The organism is Burkholderia sp. BCC1977, from assembly GCF_905339595.1.
GTDB lineage: Bacteria > Pseudomonadota > Gammaproteobacteria > Burkholderiales > Burkholderiaceae > Burkholderia.
In genome coordinates this window covers 64,873-79,100 of record NZ_CAJPGQ010000003.1, presented here as the reverse complement: position 1 = coordinate 79,100, position 14,228 = coordinate 64,873, and the positions used below count along the sequence as shown (strand labels likewise).

Annotated in this window: 16 protein-coding genes and 1 pseudogene; 10 read left to right on the top strand and 7 right to left on the bottom strand. The window is 68.3% G+C overall.

The genetic code is table 11. From position 1 onward, the window contains the following. Window positions 1-30 precede the first annotated feature (30 nt). Entirely contained in the window at window positions 31-252 is a 222-nt protein-coding gene (locus tag U5771_RS04105; RefSeq protein ID WP_124611411.1) for a hypothetical protein, read from the bottom strand. Window positions 253-503: 251 nt separating this feature from the next. Here U5771_RS04105 and U5771_RS04100 point away from each other — a divergent pair, with 251 nt between their 5' ends. Beyond that, entirely contained in the window at window positions 504-2,180 is a 1,677-nt protein-coding gene (locus U5771_RS04100) for an alkaline phosphatase family protein (protein ID WP_322022787.1), read from the top strand. Window positions 2,181-2,281: 101 nt separating this feature from the next. On the opposite strand, the gene U5771_RS04095 is transcribed toward U5771_RS04100, so the two are convergent. Beyond that, window positions 2,282-3,178, bottom strand: a complete 897-nt coding sequence (locus U5771_RS04095) for a LysR substrate-binding domain-containing protein (protein WP_322022786.1) — start codon at window positions 3,176-3,178, stop codon at window positions 2,282-2,284. A 161-nt stretch (window positions 3,179-3,339) separates the two neighbouring features. Between U5771_RS04095 and U5771_RS04090 the strand changes: the two genes are divergently transcribed. The 8 genes and pseudogenes from U5771_RS04090 (at window position 3,340) to U5771_RS04055 (ending at window position 8,533) form a co-directional block, all read left to right on the top strand. Then, the gene (locus tag U5771_RS04090; protein WP_322022785.1) at window positions 3,340-4,191 is read left to right on the top strand and encodes an ABC transporter permease; all 852 of its coding nucleotides are present in this window, start codon (window positions 3,340-3,342) and stop codon (window positions 4,189-4,191) included. A 7-nt stretch (window positions 4,192-4,198) separates the two neighbouring features. Further along, window positions 4,199-5,230, top strand: coding sequence for an ABC transporter ATP-binding protein (locus U5771_RS04085; protein ID WP_322022784.1), 1,032 nt, complete (start codon window positions 4,199-4,201; stop codon window positions 5,228-5,230). Window positions 5,231-5,265: 35 nt separating this feature from the next. Continuing rightward, window positions 5,266-6,354 carry an extracellular solute-binding protein gene (locus tag U5771_RS04080; RefSeq protein WP_322022783.1) on the top strand — a complete coding sequence of 363 codons (1,089 nt, stop codon included), beginning with the start codon at window positions 5,266-5,268 and terminating at the stop codon, window positions 6,352-6,354. A 10-nt stretch (window positions 6,355-6,364) separates the two neighbouring features. After that, entirely contained in the window at window positions 6,365-7,195 is an 831-nt protein-coding gene (locus U5771_RS04075; RefSeq protein WP_322022782.1) for an ABC transporter permease, read from the top strand. Between the two features lie 70 nt (window positions 7,196-7,265). Then, window positions 7,266-7,721, top strand: coding sequence for a TIGR00725 family protein (locus tag U5771_RS04070; protein ID WP_415859387.1), 456 nt, complete (start codon window positions 7,266-7,268; stop codon window positions 7,719-7,721). 124 nt (window positions 7,722-7,845) lie between these two features. Continuing rightward, window positions 7,846-7,968, top strand: a pseudogene (locus tag U5771_RS04065) (YqaE/Pmp3 family membrane protein); the annotation flags it as partial. Window positions 7,969-8,047: 79 nt separating this feature from the next. Continuing rightward, window positions 8,048-8,191 (top strand): hypothetical protein, encoded by a 144-nt coding sequence (locus U5771_RS04060; RefSeq protein ID WP_322022780.1) that lies wholly within the window; start codon window positions 8,048-8,050, stop codon window positions 8,189-8,191. Window positions 8,192-8,206: 15 nt separating this feature from the next. Beyond that, a complete protein-coding gene (locus tag U5771_RS04055) occupies window positions 8,207-8,533 on the top strand; it encodes a helix-turn-helix domain-containing protein (protein WP_322022779.1) in 327 nt (108 codons plus the stop codon). Between the two features lie 45 nt (window positions 8,534-8,578). Here the strand turns inward: U5771_RS04055 and U5771_RS04050 are convergent, their stop codons facing one another. Genes U5771_RS04050 through U5771_RS04040 form a run of 3 tightly spaced genes read right to left on the bottom strand, consistent with a single transcriptional unit; the run spans window position 8,579 to window position 11,179 of the window. Continuing rightward, window positions 8,579-8,758 carry a hypothetical protein gene (locus U5771_RS04050; protein ID WP_322022778.1) on the bottom strand — a complete coding sequence of 60 codons (180 nt, stop codon included), beginning with the start codon at window positions 8,756-8,758 and terminating at the stop codon, window positions 8,579-8,581. After that, window positions 8,730-9,737, bottom strand: coding sequence for a cytochrome d ubiquinol oxidase subunit II (gene cydB, locus U5771_RS04045; RefSeq protein ID WP_322022777.1), 1,008 nt, complete (start codon window positions 9,735-9,737; stop codon window positions 8,730-8,732). Before cydB ends, U5771_RS04050 begins: the two co-directional genes overlap by 29 nt. Window positions 9,738-9,766: 29 nt before the next feature. Continuing rightward, window positions 9,767-11,179, bottom strand: coding sequence for a cytochrome ubiquinol oxidase subunit I (locus U5771_RS04040; RefSeq protein WP_322022776.1), 1,413 nt, complete (start codon window positions 11,177-11,179; stop codon window positions 9,767-9,769). Between the two features lie 443 nt (window positions 11,180-11,622). Between U5771_RS04040 and ltaE the strand changes: the two genes are divergently transcribed. Next, the gene (gene ltaE / locus U5771_RS04035) at window positions 11,623-12,636 is read left to right on the top strand and encodes a low-specificity L-threonine aldolase (RefSeq protein ID WP_322022775.1); all 1,014 of its coding nucleotides are present in this window, start codon (window positions 11,623-11,625) and stop codon (window positions 12,634-12,636) included. Between the two features lie 125 nt (window positions 12,637-12,761). Here ltaE and U5771_RS04030 read toward each other — a convergent pair whose 3' ends face one another. Together U5771_RS04030 and U5771_RS04025 are read right to left on the bottom strand one after the other, a co-directional pair. Beyond that, window positions 12,762-12,974 (bottom strand): DUF1059 domain-containing protein, encoded by a 213-nt coding sequence (locus U5771_RS04030; protein ID WP_322022774.1) that lies wholly within the window; start codon window positions 12,972-12,974, stop codon window positions 12,762-12,764. A gap of 165 nt (window positions 12,975-13,139) precedes the next feature. Further along, window positions 13,140-14,045, bottom strand: coding sequence for an HTH-type transcriptional regulator ArgP (locus tag U5771_RS04025; protein ID WP_322022773.1), 906 nt, complete (start codon window positions 14,043-14,045; stop codon window positions 13,140-13,142). Between the last annotated feature and the right edge of the window lie 183 nt (window positions 14,046-14,228).

Genomic DNA, 14,228 nt, shown 5'->3' with positions numbered 1-14,228 from the left:
CGGCAATCGGGCGCGGCGGCGCGCTTCCCGTCAGCGCACCTCGATCGCGGGTTCGCGCTTGTCCAGTTCCTTCCTCGCGGCCAGCGGCAGGCGGGCATCGTCCCACTGCGTGAGCCATTCGACTTCCTTCGCGGTGAATACCTGGCCGTAGTTGCGCAACGCGTACTGCAGCGCGTCGACGACGTGGTGGCGAATGATTTCGGGGGTGCGTGCATCGTCCAGCACGAACCGGAGAGCTTCCAGGGTCGACATACTCGTGCTCCGGGTCAGGGAAAACCCTTTATCACACGCCAATAGTCGGGCGCCAACCCCGAAAAAAAACCGGCCGCATGCGGGTGCGGCCGGGCAGGCGGCACATTGCGACCGCGTGATGTCGCTTGCGATTGGTTACGTTTGACAGAGAACAGAAAGCCCCGCTTCATGCGACCGCCCCACGATGCGGCGATATTTTTCGCGCTTGTCGGCAAGTCACGCGGTTCAACGTCAATCGATGAGGTGGGGTGATGATTTCCAGGTTCGCGAAGCAACGAAAAATGGCGGTGATGGTGGCGGGCGCGCTGGCGCTCGCAAGTGCGGGCGCCTACGCGGCGCAGCAGGACGGCAACAGTCAGGGTGAGGACGGCGGCCACGGCCGGCGCGTCGTGAAGCACGTGCTGCTGATCAGCGTCGACGGCCTGCACGAGCAGGATCTCGCGCGCTGCATCGGCGCGAATACGTGTCCGAACCTCGCGGTGCTCGCGCAAAGCGGCGTCACGTACACGAATGCCTACACGCCCGGCCTGTCGGACTCGTTCCCCGGCCTCGCGGCGCTCGTGACGGGCGGCTCGCCGAAGACGGCCGGCCTGTTCTACGACGTGTCGTACGACCGCAACCTGTACGCGCCGACCGACACGACCTGCTCGGGCAAGCAGGGCTGGAACGTCGTGTTCGACGAAACGACCGGCATCGATGCGTTCAACGGCGGCGCGCTGGTGCACCTCGATGGCGGCGGCGCATTCAACCCGCAGGCGATTCCGCATGCGAAGGTCGGCGGCCAGTGTGTGCCGGTCTATCCGCACAACTACGTGAAGACCAACACGGTGTTCGAGGCCGTCAAGGCCGGCGTGCCGAACGCCTACACCGCGTGGGCCGACAAGCACGCGTGGGGCTACGACTGGCTGAACGGCCCGTCGGGCACCGGCGTCGACGATCTGATGCGCACCGAGATCAACTCGATCGACCCGGCGACGAACACCGCCTACACCGACGTCTATTCGCACACCGCGCGCTTCGACAACCTGCACGTGCAGGCGCTGATCAACCAGATCGACGGCCGCGATTCGACGGGTACGAAGAGCGCGCCGGTGCCGACGCTGTTCGGCGGCAACTTCCAGACGCTCAGCGTCGCGCAGAAGGCGTCGGTCGCGAAGGGCGGCGGCTATCTCGATGCGAACTTCACGCCGAACGGTCAGGTCGCGAACGCGATCACGTACGTCGACAACTCGATCGGCCGCATCGTCAACGAGCTGAAGCAGCGCAACCTGTACACGTCGACGGCCGTGATCGTCACGGCGAAGCACGGCCAGTCGCCGACCGATCACACGAAGCTCGTGAAGAACGGCGACACGCTGACGAAGCTGCTCGAAGCGAACAACTATTTCGACCCGAACGGCAACTTCGGCCAGAACAACACGACGACGGGCAACCTGAACGACGGTTCGGGCCTGGTCGGCACGGGCTTCGTGCAGACCGACGACGTCGGCCTGATCTGGCTGCGCGACCGCAGCCAGCGCACGGCCGTGGTGCAGACGCTGAAGGCGAACCTCGGCTGCAACGCACCGGGGATCTGCGCCGACGGTTCGCAGGCGTATATCCTCTACGGCGCGGCGCTGGCCGACCGGTTCGGCGATCCCGCCAACGGCCGCACGCCGGACATCATCGTCCAGCCGAATCCGGGCGTGATCTACACGTCGAGCACGAAGAAGGACGAGGAACACGGCGGCAACGCGCCGGACGACAGCCACCTCGGCCTGCTCGTGTCGTACCCGGGCCTCCATCGCGCGCGTACCGTGAGCGATACCGTCGGCACGAAGCAGGTCGCGCCGACGATCCTCGGGCTGCTCGGCGCCGAACCGAAGCTGCTGCACGCGGTCGTGGCCGAGAACACGCACGTGCTGCCGGGGCTGGGTCTCGGCAACTGACGCAGCGTGCCGGCGCCGCCGCTGTCGTTGGCGGGCGGCGGCCGGCCCATGACGCGCGGCGCCGCGCGTCGTGCTGCATCACCGCGCGCGTCGGGCCCGGCTCACGCGCGCGCGGATTCGTCCAGCATCCATTCCCTGAAGCGCCTCAGCGCGTCGCTGGTTGCCAGGCGCTCCGGCGCGTAGCACAGGTAGTGCCCCTGCTCGTCCACGTCGACCGGCGCGTCGAACGGTTCGACCAGCGTGCCGGCCGCGAGATTGTCGAGAATCAGGAAGCGCGGTACCAGGGCGAGCCCGAGCCCGGCCTGCGCTGCCTGGATCAGCACCGAATACTGTTCGAAGCGTGGCCCGGCCAGCGCATTCATCTGCGTCGCGCGATGCCGCTCCGCCCATGCGGACCACGCGATCCCGGCCTGCTCGTGCACGAGGCGCGGCGCCGCCACGGTGTCGGCAGGCTCGCGCAGCGCATGCCGTTCGGCGAATTCGTGCGTGCAGACCGGCACGAAGGTCCGGCCGTCCAGGTAATCGCTCCGCACGCCTTCCCAGCTACCGTCGCCGTAGCGGATCGCCGCATCGAGCCCGAACGGGAACGCGTCGCCGGGCGCGAGATGACGGCGAAAGCTCAGCGTGACGCTCGGTGCGGCGGCGAGAAAGCGCGCGAGGCGCGGCACCAGCCACTTGGTCGTAAATGTCGGCACGCTCGCGATCGTCAGCAGGTCGCTGTTTTCGCGTGCGCTCAGCAGTTCGATCGACGCGTTGCCGATTTCGCGCAACGGCCCGACGACGCGGGCGTGGTACACCTGGCCCGCACGGGTGAGCGCGAGCCCGCGCCCCTCGCGCACGAACAGCTTCACGCCGAACAGCGTTTCGAGATTCGCGATCTGCCGGCTGACCGCGCTTGGCGTCAGGCCCAGTTCGCGAGCCGCATAGGAAAAATTCAGGTACTTCGCGGAACTGGCGAACGCGTGCAGCTCCGCCACGTTCGGATACAGGTGCTTCATCCCCGCTATTCCCTCCCGGCACAGATCGATGCGGGCGTTGTACGTTTTTTTCATGACGATGCCATGTCGGATCCGCACACTGCGGCCGTCATCACAACGCGTGCCGGCCCTGTCCGGCGGGCGTTGCGTGACCCGTTCCGTGTCCGTCAGCGAGATTCGCCATGCATCCGCCATCCGCTCCGGCCCTTGCCGAAGCTATTCCGATTCGTCGTAACAAACGGCCGCGCGCGATGGCGGGACGCCTGCTGCTGCAGGCGCTCGTCGCGGTCTTCGGGCTGTACCTCGCGTTGCCGATCGTGCTGCTGCTGATCGGCTCGGTCGGCCAGTCGTGGACGAACACGCTGCTGCCGACCGGCATCACGTCGCACTGGTTCGCGGATCTGGCCGCGAATCGCAGCTTTACCCGCGCATTCGGCACGAGCCTCGTCGTCGCGCTCGCCTGCTGCGCGATCAATGCCGTGCTGGCGCTGCCGCTCGCCTATGCGCTGCATCACCGCGCACTGGCCGGCCGCGGCTTCGCGGCGCGCATCGTGATGCTGATGCCGATCGCGGTACCGGCGCTGACGCTCGGGTTCGGCTACATCGCGATCTTCAGCGGCGATGCGCTGCCGTGGCTCGGCACGCTGCCGCTGATGATCGCCGCGCACGCGGTGCTGACGCTGCCGTACCTGCTGCAGACGCTGCTGAGCGACCTGCGCCACCTGGGGCTCGCGCATCTCGAGGCGTGTGCGGCGACGCTTGGCGCGACGCCGTTGCGCCAGTTCTTCACGGTCGTGCTGCCGAATCTGCGGCACAGCCTGTTTTCCGGCCTCGTGATGGTCGCCGCGCTGTCGATCGGCGAATTCCAGATCTCGAACCTGATCGCGGGCTTCCGTTACCGCAACTATCCGATCGTGCTGCTGCAGGCGTTCTACGGCGCGTCCGGGATGGCTTGCGCGGCCACCGTCGTGCTGCTCGTCCTCGCCGTGCTCGCGACGCTCGCCTCCGTCCTCACCGTGCAACGCCTGAAGTGAAACCGTCATGAGTCTCGATTTCGAAAACGTCAGCTTCCAGTATCCGGGCGCCCGTCACGGCGTCGACGCGGTCACGCTGTCCGCGGCCCAGGGCGAACTGCTCGCCGTGATGGGCCGCAGCGGCTCCGGCAAATCGACGCTGCTGCGCCTCGCCGCCGGCCTGCTCGACGGGTACGGCGGCCGTATCGCGATCGGCGGCCGCGACATGGCCGGCGTGCCGGTGTGGCAGCGCGAGGTCGGGATGGTGTTCCAGCACTACGCGCTGTTTCCGAACCTGTCGGTCGTCGAAAACGTCGCCTATGGCCTGAAGATGCGCGGCGTGGCCGCGGCGCCGCGCCGCCGCCGCGCGCTCGAGATGCTCGAACGCGTCGGCCTCGCCGCGCAGGCCGGACGCAGCACGGCGCTGCTGTCCGGGGGGCAGCAGCAGCGCGTCACGCTGGCTCGCGCGCTCGTGATCGAACCGAAGCTGCTGCTGCTCGACGAGCCGCTCGCGGCGCTCGACGCCGGCATTCGCCACCAGCTGCGCGACGAGATCCGCGCGCTGCAGCGCGCATGCGGCGCGACGACGCTGCTCGTCACGCACGACCAGGATGAAGCGCTCAGCATGGCCGATCGCGTGGCGATCGTCGACGGCGGACGCATGCTGCAGGCCGGCACCCCGCGCGACCTGTACGAGCGTCCGGCGACCGCGCAGGTCGCGCGTTTCGTCGGCCATTCGACGCTGCTGCGCGGCCGCGTGCTCGCGCATGGCGCGGTCGACGTGCGGTTCACGACGCTGCGCGCGGATACGGGTGCGCACCGGCCGGGCGACCCGGTCGAGGTGCTGATCCGGCCGGAACACCTGCAGCCCGATCCACCCGAGTCCGTCGCGAACCGCATCGACGGCCGGGTCGGCGAGGTGCGCTACTTCGGCGCGACACAGCGCTTCGACTTCGTACCGGCCGGCGCGACCGACGCACTGCTCGGCGAGGGGCGCGAACTTCCCGCGCGCTGCGTGTCGATCGAGCCGCGCCATCTGCTCGTGCTGCCCGCCGCGTGAGCGCGGGCGACCTATTCATTCAACGGAGAATCACGATGTCTGCACGCCGCCACTTTCTTCATGCGACGCGCCGCCGCCTGCTGGCGCTCTGCGCGTTCGCGACCCTCGCGCCGGCGCTGGCCCAGGCCGCGCCGCTGTATCCCGGCGAGGACGCGCTGTACGAGAAGGCCGCCGACGAAGGGCTCGTCGTGTCGTTCGACACGGGCCCGGAATGGGCGAACTGGAAGTCGCTGTTCGCCGAATTCCGCAAGCGCTACCCGAAGGTCGAGATCACGTACAACGACATCGGCTCGGCGGCCACGGTCGTCGCGCTCGACAAGTCGCGACGCCGCCCGCAGGCCGACACGGCGTACTACTTTGCGGCGTCGGCGCTCGATGCGACGGCCAAGGACGTCGTCGCGCCGTTCAAGCCGGTCAATTTCGACAAGCTGCCCACGGTGTTCCGCGCGGCCGACGGCCGCTGGTTCGCGGTGCATTCGCTGAACATCGCGTTGCTCGTCAACAGGAAGCTCGTGAAGAACGTGCCGCAGCGCTGGTCGGACCTGCTGAAGCCCGAGTATCGCAATGCGGTCGTCTATCTCGATCCGCGCTCGACCGGGCAGGGACAGGTCGCCGTGTTCGCCGCCGCCTATGCGAACGGCGGCAGCGTCGACAACCCGAAGCCGGGCGCGGATTTCTTCGGCAAGCTGAAGCAGGCGGGCAACGTGCTGCGCGTCGAGGGGACGACGCCGTACGCGAAATTCGTCAAGGGCGAGATTCCGATCCTGATCGGCTACGAGAACGACGGGCTCAAGGCCAAGTACGCGGACGGCATGGGCGACGCGGCCGAAGTCGTGATCCCGCAGGACGGCAGCGTGTCGGCACCGTACGCGATGAGTCTCGTGAAGAACGGCCCGAATCCGGCCGCCGCGCAGTTGTGGCTCAACCTCGTGATGAGCGACGTCGGGCAGGGGCTGTTCGCGCAGGGCTTCGTGCGTCCGGCCGTGCCCGGCACGCCGGTCGCGCAGGACGTCGCCGCGAAGCTGCCGAATGCGCCGCAGGTGCGTCCGCTCGACGTCGCGAAGGCCGCGACGCACAAGGCCGAAGTCGACCAGCTCTGGTCGCAGGCCACGCTCGGCAAGTAAGGGGCGCGCGATGCGGGTTTCGTCCATGCAGCGCGGCGTCCTGCGCCGCTACGGCGCGGTGCCGGCGGCCGGGCTGTTCGCGGTGTGCTTCGTGCTGCCGCTCGCCGCGCTCGTCGGCGCCGCGTTCGACGGGGGCGGTCGCGCGTTCGCCGCGGTGTTCGGCGATCCGCTCGTCGCCGACGCGATCGTGCGTTCGCTGGCGCTCGCGTTCGGCGCCGGCACGCTGTCCGTCGCCGTCGGCGTGCCGGTCGCGTTCGTGCTGGCCGGGCAGTCGCCGGCGCGGCGCCGCTGGTCGCTCGCGCTGCTCGGCGTGCCGCTTGCCTTCTCCGGCCTCGTGATCGCGTACGGCTTCATCCTCGTGTTCGGCCGCGCGGGCTTCGTGACGATGCTGCTGGCGTCGCTCGGCGCGGACCCGACCGTGGTCGGCGGCGCGATCTACACGATGCCGGGGCTCGCGTTCGCCTATGCGTACTACCTCATTCCGCGCGTCGCGCTGATGCTCTACCCGGCGCTCGCGAATCTCGACCGGCGGCCGCTCGAGGCGGCGCTGACGCTCGGCGCGCGGCCGTGGCGCGCGTGGATCGACGTCGCGTGGCGCGAGCTGTGGCCGTCGATCGCGTCGGCGTGGTGCCTCGTCGGTGCGATCGCGCTCGGCACGTACGGCACGGCGCTCGCGCTGGCCGGCACGCAGGTCAACATCCTGCCGCTGCTGATGTACCTGAAGCTGTCCGACGGACAGACCGATTTCTCGCAGGCCGCCGTACTGTCGATCGTGCTGACGGCGCTTTGCACCTGCGTTCTTGCACTGGGGGAAGGACTTGCACGGCAACGACGTCATTGAATGGTCGGACGACACGCGCGATGCGCTGGAGCAACTCGCGCAGCGACAGCGCGGCGCACACCGGCACCGGATGCCGGTCGGCGTGATCGGGCCGCGCGACGCGACGGACACGCAGCTCGCCGTCGCCGAGCGGATCGCGCACGGGATCGCGGCGACGGGCATCGCGATCGTCGGCGGCGGCAAGCAGGGCGTGATGGAGGCCGCCGCGCGCGGCGCGCGCGCCGCGGGCGGATGCGCGATCGGGTTGCTGCCCGAGGACGATGCGCGGGACGCGAATCCGTACCTGTCGGTCGCGCTGCCGACCGGGCTCGGCATCACACGCAATGCGCTGATCGCACGCGCGTCGCTGTGCCTGATCGCGGTCGGCGGCGGTCTCGGCACGCTGTCCGAAATCGCGCTGGGGCTGCAATGGGGCAAGCCGGTGTTCGCGATCTGCGACGCGCCGCAGGTGGCGGGCGTCGAGCGTTTCGACGAAGCGGACCGCCTCGTCGCGCGTGCCGCGCAGTGGCTGAGCGATTCGGCATAGGGGCGGTGGCGGGAGCGGCATCTCGTGCGGCGAGCGTCGGCGCAGACTTCGGACTTGAAACCGGCGCGCGACTCGCCATATTGTTCGGGCATCAACGTTCAATGACGCTTCGCGAGGATTCCAGATGCGCCTGCTGCTTGCCCTGTTATTGCCGTGGTTCCAGTTCTTCACGATCGGCCGTCCGATCGCCGGGATCATCTGCCTGATCCTCCAACTCACGATCATCGGCTGGCTGCCGACCGGACTGGGCGAGGGTACTTGACGCCGTCGTCCAGTCGAGCGAACCGCAATCGGAGGATTCGCATGTTGCGCTCGATCGTCACGTATTGCAGATGCGCCTGCGTGCACTGGCGCCGCGTCTGCAGGATATCGCCGATCACGGTGTTGATTTCGGGCTGGAACACGACGTGCACGCTTTTCTGAAACCCGGTCTCGAGCGGCTCGCCGGCGAGCTCGACTCATTGCGCTAGCCCAGACGCGACACCATGGACAAACGCTACAACGCGATGTCGCTTCCCGAACAGCTTGCGCTGCGGCGCCAGGCGATCGAGGACGTTCTCGCGCATCCCGAATGGCCGCTACGCGAATCGGTGCGTCATTTGAAGAAGACGATGCGGCTGACGAGCGCCGAAATGGCGAAGCTTGCCGGCGTATCGACGAAGACGATTCAGGATATCGAACAGGGTCGCAGCGACGGAACGGTTCAGACCATGAACCGCATATTCGGCATGCTGGGATTGAAGCTCGGCGTCGTGCGGCGGCTGCCGCATGATCCGTACCGTGGTGGCGGGGACGGCGCATCCGCCGCGTGATTGACGGATGCGCGATGCGTCTGGACGGGATACAGGCTGCGCCGCCTACTTCACCGCGAACAGCGTCAGGTTCATGAAGATCTTGAACGCATAGCCGAGCGTGACGGCGCCGAGCACGCCGCCCGCCCACAGGACGACGAACCACATCCAGCCGCGCATCCGCGGCCGCGGCGCGTCGGGCTGGCGGGCGGCGGGATCAGTGGTGGTAGTAATGCTGGTCTTCATGGCGCACCTTGCCTCGGAATACCCAGTAACCCATCGTCGTGTAGGCGATGATGATCGGCAGGATAACCGCTGCGCCGACCAGCGTGAAGGTCTGGCTCGACCGCGGCGCCGCCGCTTCCCAGATCGTCATCGTCTGAGGAATCGCATACGGGAACATCGTGACGAGCAGGCCGACGTAGCCGAGCAGCACGAGTGCCAGCGCGAGCACGAACGGCGTCATGTCGTGCCGGTCGCGCACCGCGCGACGCATCCACACCGCGCACCCGGCGACCAGGAACGGCACCGGCAGCAGGCGCCAGAACAGTCCCGATTCGAACCAGCGCTGCGCGATGGCCGGATCCTGCAGCGGCGTCCACAGGCTGACGATCGCGATGAAGCCGAGCAGCACGACGGTCAGCGGCCACACGACGCGATGCAGGCGCCGCTGCAGGTCGCCTTCCGTCTTCGCGACGAGCCAGCAGCAGCCGAGCAGCGCGTACGTGACGATCAACCCGAGGCCCGTCAGCAGGCTGAACGGCGTGAGCCAGTCGAATGCGCCGCCGGCGTACACGCCGTCCTTCACGTCGATGCCCTGCAGGAACGCGCCGAGCGCGATCCCCTGGAACAGCGTCGCGCCGGCCGAGCCGCCGATGAACGCGAGATCCCACAGCTGCTTCGTGCGTCGCGCCTTCGCGCGGATCTCGAACGACACGCCGCGGAAGATCAGGCACACCAGCATGAAGATCAGCGGCAGGTACAGCGCCGACAGCACCGTCGAATAGACGATCGGGAACACCGCGAACAGCCCGGCGCCGCCGAGCACGAGCCACGTCTCGTTGCCGTCCCACACGGGCGCGACGGTGTTCATCATCAGGTCGCGTTCCTTCTCGTCCGGGAAGAACGGGAAGACGATGCCGATGCCGAGGTCGAAGCCGTCGAGCACGACGTACATGAAGAGCCCCAATGCGATGATCGCGGCCCAGATTACGGTGACGTCCATAGGTTTTCTCGTTTGCGAATATGGGGGGCTCAGACGGTCTCGATCAGCTCGTCGACGGCCGACATCGGGCGGCGCGCGGTGTGATCGGGGCGTGTGTCCGGTGTGTCGTCGTGCTTTGCGTCGGGCAGCGCGGGGCCGGCCTTCATCAGCTTCAGCATGTAGTACACGCCGGTGCCGAACACGAGGAAGTAGACGATCACGAACGTCATCATCGACAGGCTGACCTGCTGCACCGACAGCGGCGACACGGCCTGCGCGGTGCGCATCACGCCATACACGACCCACGGCTGGCGGCCTGCCTCGGTCGTCACCCAGCCCGCGAGCAGCGACACGAAACCGGTCGGGCCCATCACGAGCGCGAAGCGCTGGAACCACTTCGATTCATACAGGCTGCCGCGGCGGCGCAGCAGCCACGCGAGCGCGGCGAGACCGATCATCGCGAAGCCGAGGCCGACCATGATCCGGAAGCTCCAGAACACCACCGTCGAGTTCGGCCGGTCCTCGGGCGGGAAGTCCTTCAGCCCGCGAATCTCGCCGTCCCAGCTGTGCGTGAGGATCAGGCTGCCGAGGTGCGGCACCTTCACCGCGTAGCGGGTCGTTTCCGCCTTCATGTCCGGAATGCCGAACAGGTTGAGCGGCGTGCCGCCCTTTTCGGTTTCCCACAGCCCCTCGATCGCGGCGATCTTCGCGGGCTGGTGCTTCAGCGTGTTGATGCCGTGCTGGTCGCCGATCAGGGCCTGCAGCGGCGCGAGCACCAGCAGCAGCCACAGCGCCATCGAGAACATCTTCTTCACGCCCTTGTCGCGGCGGCCCTTCAGCAGGTGCCATGCCCCCGTCGCGGCCACCACCAGCGCGGCGACGATGAACGCGGCGATCGCCATGTGGAACAGGCGGTACGGGAACGACGGGTTGAAGATGATCGCGAACCAGTCGGTCGGCACGACGCGGCCGTCGACGATCTCGAAGCCCTGCGGCGTCTGCATCCAGCTGTTCGACGCGAGGATCCAGAACGTCGAGATCAGCGTGCCGATCGCGACCATCAGCGTCGCGCCGAAGTGCGCGCGCGGGCTCACGCGATTCCAGCCGAACAGCATGATGCCGAGGAAGCCGGCCTCGAGGAAGAACGCGGTCATGACCTCGTACATCAGCAGCGGGCCGGTGACGGAGCCGGCGAAGCTCGAGAAGCCCGACCAGTTGGTGCCGAACTGATAGCTCATCACGACGCCGGAGACCACGCCCATCCCGAACGCGACCGCGAAGATCTTCGACCAGAACAGGCAGAGTGTCTTGTAGTACTGCTTGCCGGTCTTCAGCCAGCGATATTCGAGCACGGCGATGAAGCTGGCGAGGCCGATGCTCAGCGCCGGGAAGACGATGTGAAAGGAGACGGTGAACGCGAATTGCAGGCGGGCCAGATCGAGGGCCGAAAATGCGGTGTCCATACCAGTTGACCGAGGCTGACGATACCCGCCGGCGGGGTGCCGGCGGACCCCGGCCGACGGGCATCGGGGTTGGCTGGAGTATGGATCGCGATGTTGCGCCGCGAAATGTGCCAACTCGTCGCAGATGTCCAGCCCGCCGCGCGCATTTTCGGGATAAATCGTTGATTCGTATCAAGAACGCCGTTCGTGTCGCAGGCGGCCGCGGCGTGGCGGTCTGCCGCACGTGCGGCAATATGGCGCGTCGCATCATCGGAACGATGCGGTGGGTGCGGAGACGTCGGTGCGCGGTGCGGTGTCGCCGGGTATCGGGTAGGGCCGCCGGCTGCCCGCCGCGGCGAGCATCCGGCCATCGGCACGCGCCGCACGAATTGCGTACACTCTGAGTCTCGTTTCGGCAGGGCCGGGCGCATCGGTTCCGGTCCCCGTTCACTCAGGGCACGAAAATGATCGATTTACGCAGCGATACCGTGACACGTCCGAGCCAGGCAATGCTGGCCGCGATGACTGCCGCCGAAGTCGGCGACGACGTATGGGGCGACGACCCGACCGTGCTGCGTCTGCAGGCGGTCACGGCCGAGCGGGCCGGCAAGGAAGCGGGCCTGTTCTTCCCGAGCGGCACGCAGAGCAACCTGGCCGCGCTGATGGCCCATTGCGAACGCGGCGACGAATACATCGTCGGCCAGCTCGCGCACACCTACAAGTACGAAGGCGGCGGCGCGGCCGTGCTCGGCAGCATCCAGCCGCAACCGATCGAGAACGCACCCGACGGCACGCTGCCGCTCGCGAAGATCGCCGCGGCGATCAAGCCGCTCGACAACCACTTCGCGCGCACGCGGCTGCTCGCGCTCGAAAACACGATCGGCGGCCAGGTGTTGCCGGAAGGCTATGTGCAGGAAGCCGTCGCGCTCGCGCGCAGCCGCGGGCTGGCCACGCATCTCGACGGCGCGCGCGCGTGCAATGCGGCCGTCGCGTCGGGCCGTCCGATCGCGGCACTGTGCGCGCCGTTCGATACCGTGTCGATCTGTTTCTCGAAAGGGCTCGGCGCGCCGGTCGGTTCGGTGCTGATCGGCAATCGCGCACTGGTCGAGCGCGCGCAGCGCTGGCGCAAGGTGCTGGGCGGCGGGATGCGGCAGTCGGGCATCCTCGCGGCGGCCTGCCTGTATGCGCTCGACCACAACGTCGAGCGGCTGGCCGACGATCACGCGAACGCCGCGCATCTCGCGGCAGGCCTCGCGCGCATCGAGCCGGTGAAGGTGTTGTCGCACGCGACGAACATGGTGTTCGCGCAATTCCCCGAAGCCGATTGCGCGCCGCTCGAGGCGTGGCTCAAGGAACGCGGGATCCTCACGCAGATGCTGTACGCGTCGCGCTTCGTCACGCACTGCGACGTGTCGCGCGCGGACATCGACACCTTCATCGACGCGGTCGGCGCGTATTTCGCGCAACGGCGCGCGTAACGCGGCATGCGCCGGCCGGCGGGGGCGCCGGCGCGACGTGGCGCGAAGCGGGCGTGTGGCGGGCGTGTGGCGGCGACGGGTGCGACGCGGCACGCCCGTCCGTCGACGTCTGGTGTACCGGCGGATTACGCTGGCCGGGGCATGTCGACCGGCGGGGTGCCGTCGTGGAATAGCGCTTTCAGTTGCGTGCGCAGTTCGGCGCTGTCGGCATGCTGGTGCACCGAGACCGCATGCTGCACGGCGGCTTCCAGCAGTTCGTTGTCGGAGTCGGCGGAAATTGCGACCGAGCAATTCATCGCGCTGGGAAACTCGCGGCAATCGATATAGCGGCGGGACATGATGTTCTCCTCACGGGAAAGGGAACGGGAACGGCCGGATCTGCGCGATCGGCCGCGCGGCGCGTTCGCGAGGCCGGTGAAAAAAGTATAGGCGGCGCGGCGGGGTTTCTTGCCGCCACGCGGCCCGCACCGCCTGCCGTGCCGGCGGTGCCGATCACCCGTTCGTCACGGCAGCGGTGCGAGCAATCGGCGCGCCGCTTCGACCACCCGCGCGGACAGCGACGCCATGGTCGGCGACTGCACGGTCCATGCGTGCCAATACAGCGCGATGTCGGTCGGATACAGCGGCGCGAGATCGACGAGCCCCTGGGCGTCGAGCGGTGCGCCGCCGAGCAGCGGCTCCGGCACCATCGCGTAGCCGAGCCCGTGCCGCACCGCCGCGAAATGCGCGTGCGTGCCCGGCACGTAGTGGCACGGATACGCGCCTTCGGGCAACCCGAACTTCTCCTTCAGGAACGTGGACTGCAGCGTGTCGCGCCGCGAATACGCGACGACGGGTGCATGGCGCGCGCTCGTGCGATTCAGGCCGCGCGGAAACCAGCGCGCCGCGAACGCGGCCGCCGCGAGCAGCCGGTAGCGCATCGTGCCGAGCGGCGTCGCGACGCAGCCGCGCATCGGCTTCGGCTCGGTCGTCACGCAGCCGACGGCCATCCCGCTTTCGAGCAGCGCGAAGGTGTGGTCCTGGTCCTCGACGATCAGCTCGAACAGGATGCGCTCGCCCGCGAGCACCGACGTCAGGGCGGGCAGGAACCAGGTGCCGAGGCTGTCGGAGTTCAGCGCGATCGTGACCGAGATCGGCGATTCGCGCTCGGTCGCGAGCGTGCTTTGCAGGTCGGCCTGCAGCAGCGCGACGCGGCGCAGGTGCTGCAGCACGCGCTGTCCGGCCACCGTCGGCCGGCACGGCCGCGTGCGCAGCACCAGCGGCGTGCCGAGGCTCGCTTCCAGCGCGCGGACCCGCTGCGTGACGGCGGACGCGGTCACGTGCAGGCGCACGGCGGCCTGCTCGAAGCTGCCGGTGTCGGCGACGGCCAGCAGCGCGGCCGCCTGCTTCGGATCGATCGTCATCGACATGTCGACGCAATTCCTGTGAACGTAAGACGAGAACAGGCGGTAGTGTAAGGCAGTGTGCGCGACGGTCCGGGCGCGGCATGACGTCTCGCCGCGTGCAACGATGCCGGTGGCGCGCGTGTTTTGAACTACGCTGTAGGAACGCGTGCCCCGCGCACCGGCGACACAGCCGGGGCGGGTTGCAGC

Excerpts from the sequence above, each read along its gene's own strand:
- U5771_RS04105 (WP_124611411.1), bottom strand. The coding sequence starts at position 252 with ATGTCGACCCTGGAAGCTCTCCGGTTCGTGCTGGACGATGCACGCACC.
- U5771_RS04100 (WP_322022787.1), top strand. The coding sequence starts at position 504 with ATGATTTCCAGGTTCGCGAAGCAACGAAAAATGGCGGTGATGGTGGCG.
- U5771_RS04095 (WP_322022786.1), bottom strand. The coding sequence starts at position 3,178 with ATGAAGCACCTGTATCCGAACGTGGCGGAGCTGCACGCGTTCGCCAGT.
- U5771_RS04090 (WP_322022785.1), top strand. The coding sequence starts at position 3,340 with ATGCATCCGCCATCCGCTCCGGCCCTTGCCGAAGCTATTCCGATTCGT.
- U5771_RS04085 (WP_322022784.1), top strand. The coding sequence starts at position 4,199 with ATGAGTCTCGATTTCGAAAACGTCAGCTTCCAGTATCCGGGCGCCCGT.
- U5771_RS04080 (WP_322022783.1), top strand. The coding sequence starts at position 5,266 with ATGTCTGCACGCCGCCACTTTCTTCATGCGACGCGCCGCCGCCTGCTG.
- U5771_RS04075 (WP_322022782.1), top strand. The coding sequence starts at position 6,365 with ATGCGGGTTTCGTCCATGCAGCGCGGCGTCCTGCGCCGCTACGGCGCG.
- U5771_RS04070 (WP_415859387.1), top strand. The coding sequence starts at position 7,266 with ATGCCGGTCGGCGTGATCGGGCCGCGCGACGCGACGGACACGCAGCTC.
- U5771_RS04055 (WP_322022779.1), top strand. The coding sequence starts at position 8,207 with ATGGACAAACGCTACAACGCGATGTCGCTTCCCGAACAGCTTGCGCTG.
- U5771_RS04050 (WP_322022778.1), bottom strand. The coding sequence starts at position 8,758 with ATGAAGACCAGCATTACTACCACCACTGATCCCGCCGCCCGCCAGCCC.
- cydB (WP_322022777.1), bottom strand. The coding sequence starts at position 9,737 with ATGGACGTCACCGTAATCTGGGCCGCGATCATCGCATTGGGGCTCTTC.
- U5771_RS04040 (WP_322022776.1), bottom strand. The coding sequence starts at position 11,179 with ATGGACACCGCATTTTCGGCCCTCGATCTGGCCCGCCTGCAATTCGCG.
- ltaE (WP_322022775.1), top strand. The coding sequence starts at position 11,623 with ATGATCGATTTACGCAGCGATACCGTGACACGTCCGAGCCAGGCAATG.
- U5771_RS04030 (WP_322022774.1), bottom strand. The coding sequence starts at position 12,974 with ATGTCCCGCCGCTATATCGATTGCCGCGAGTTTCCCAGCGCGATGAAT.
- U5771_RS04025 (WP_322022773.1), bottom strand. The coding sequence starts at position 14,045 with ATGTCGATGACGATCGATCCGAAGCAGGCGGCCGCGCTGCTGGCCGTC.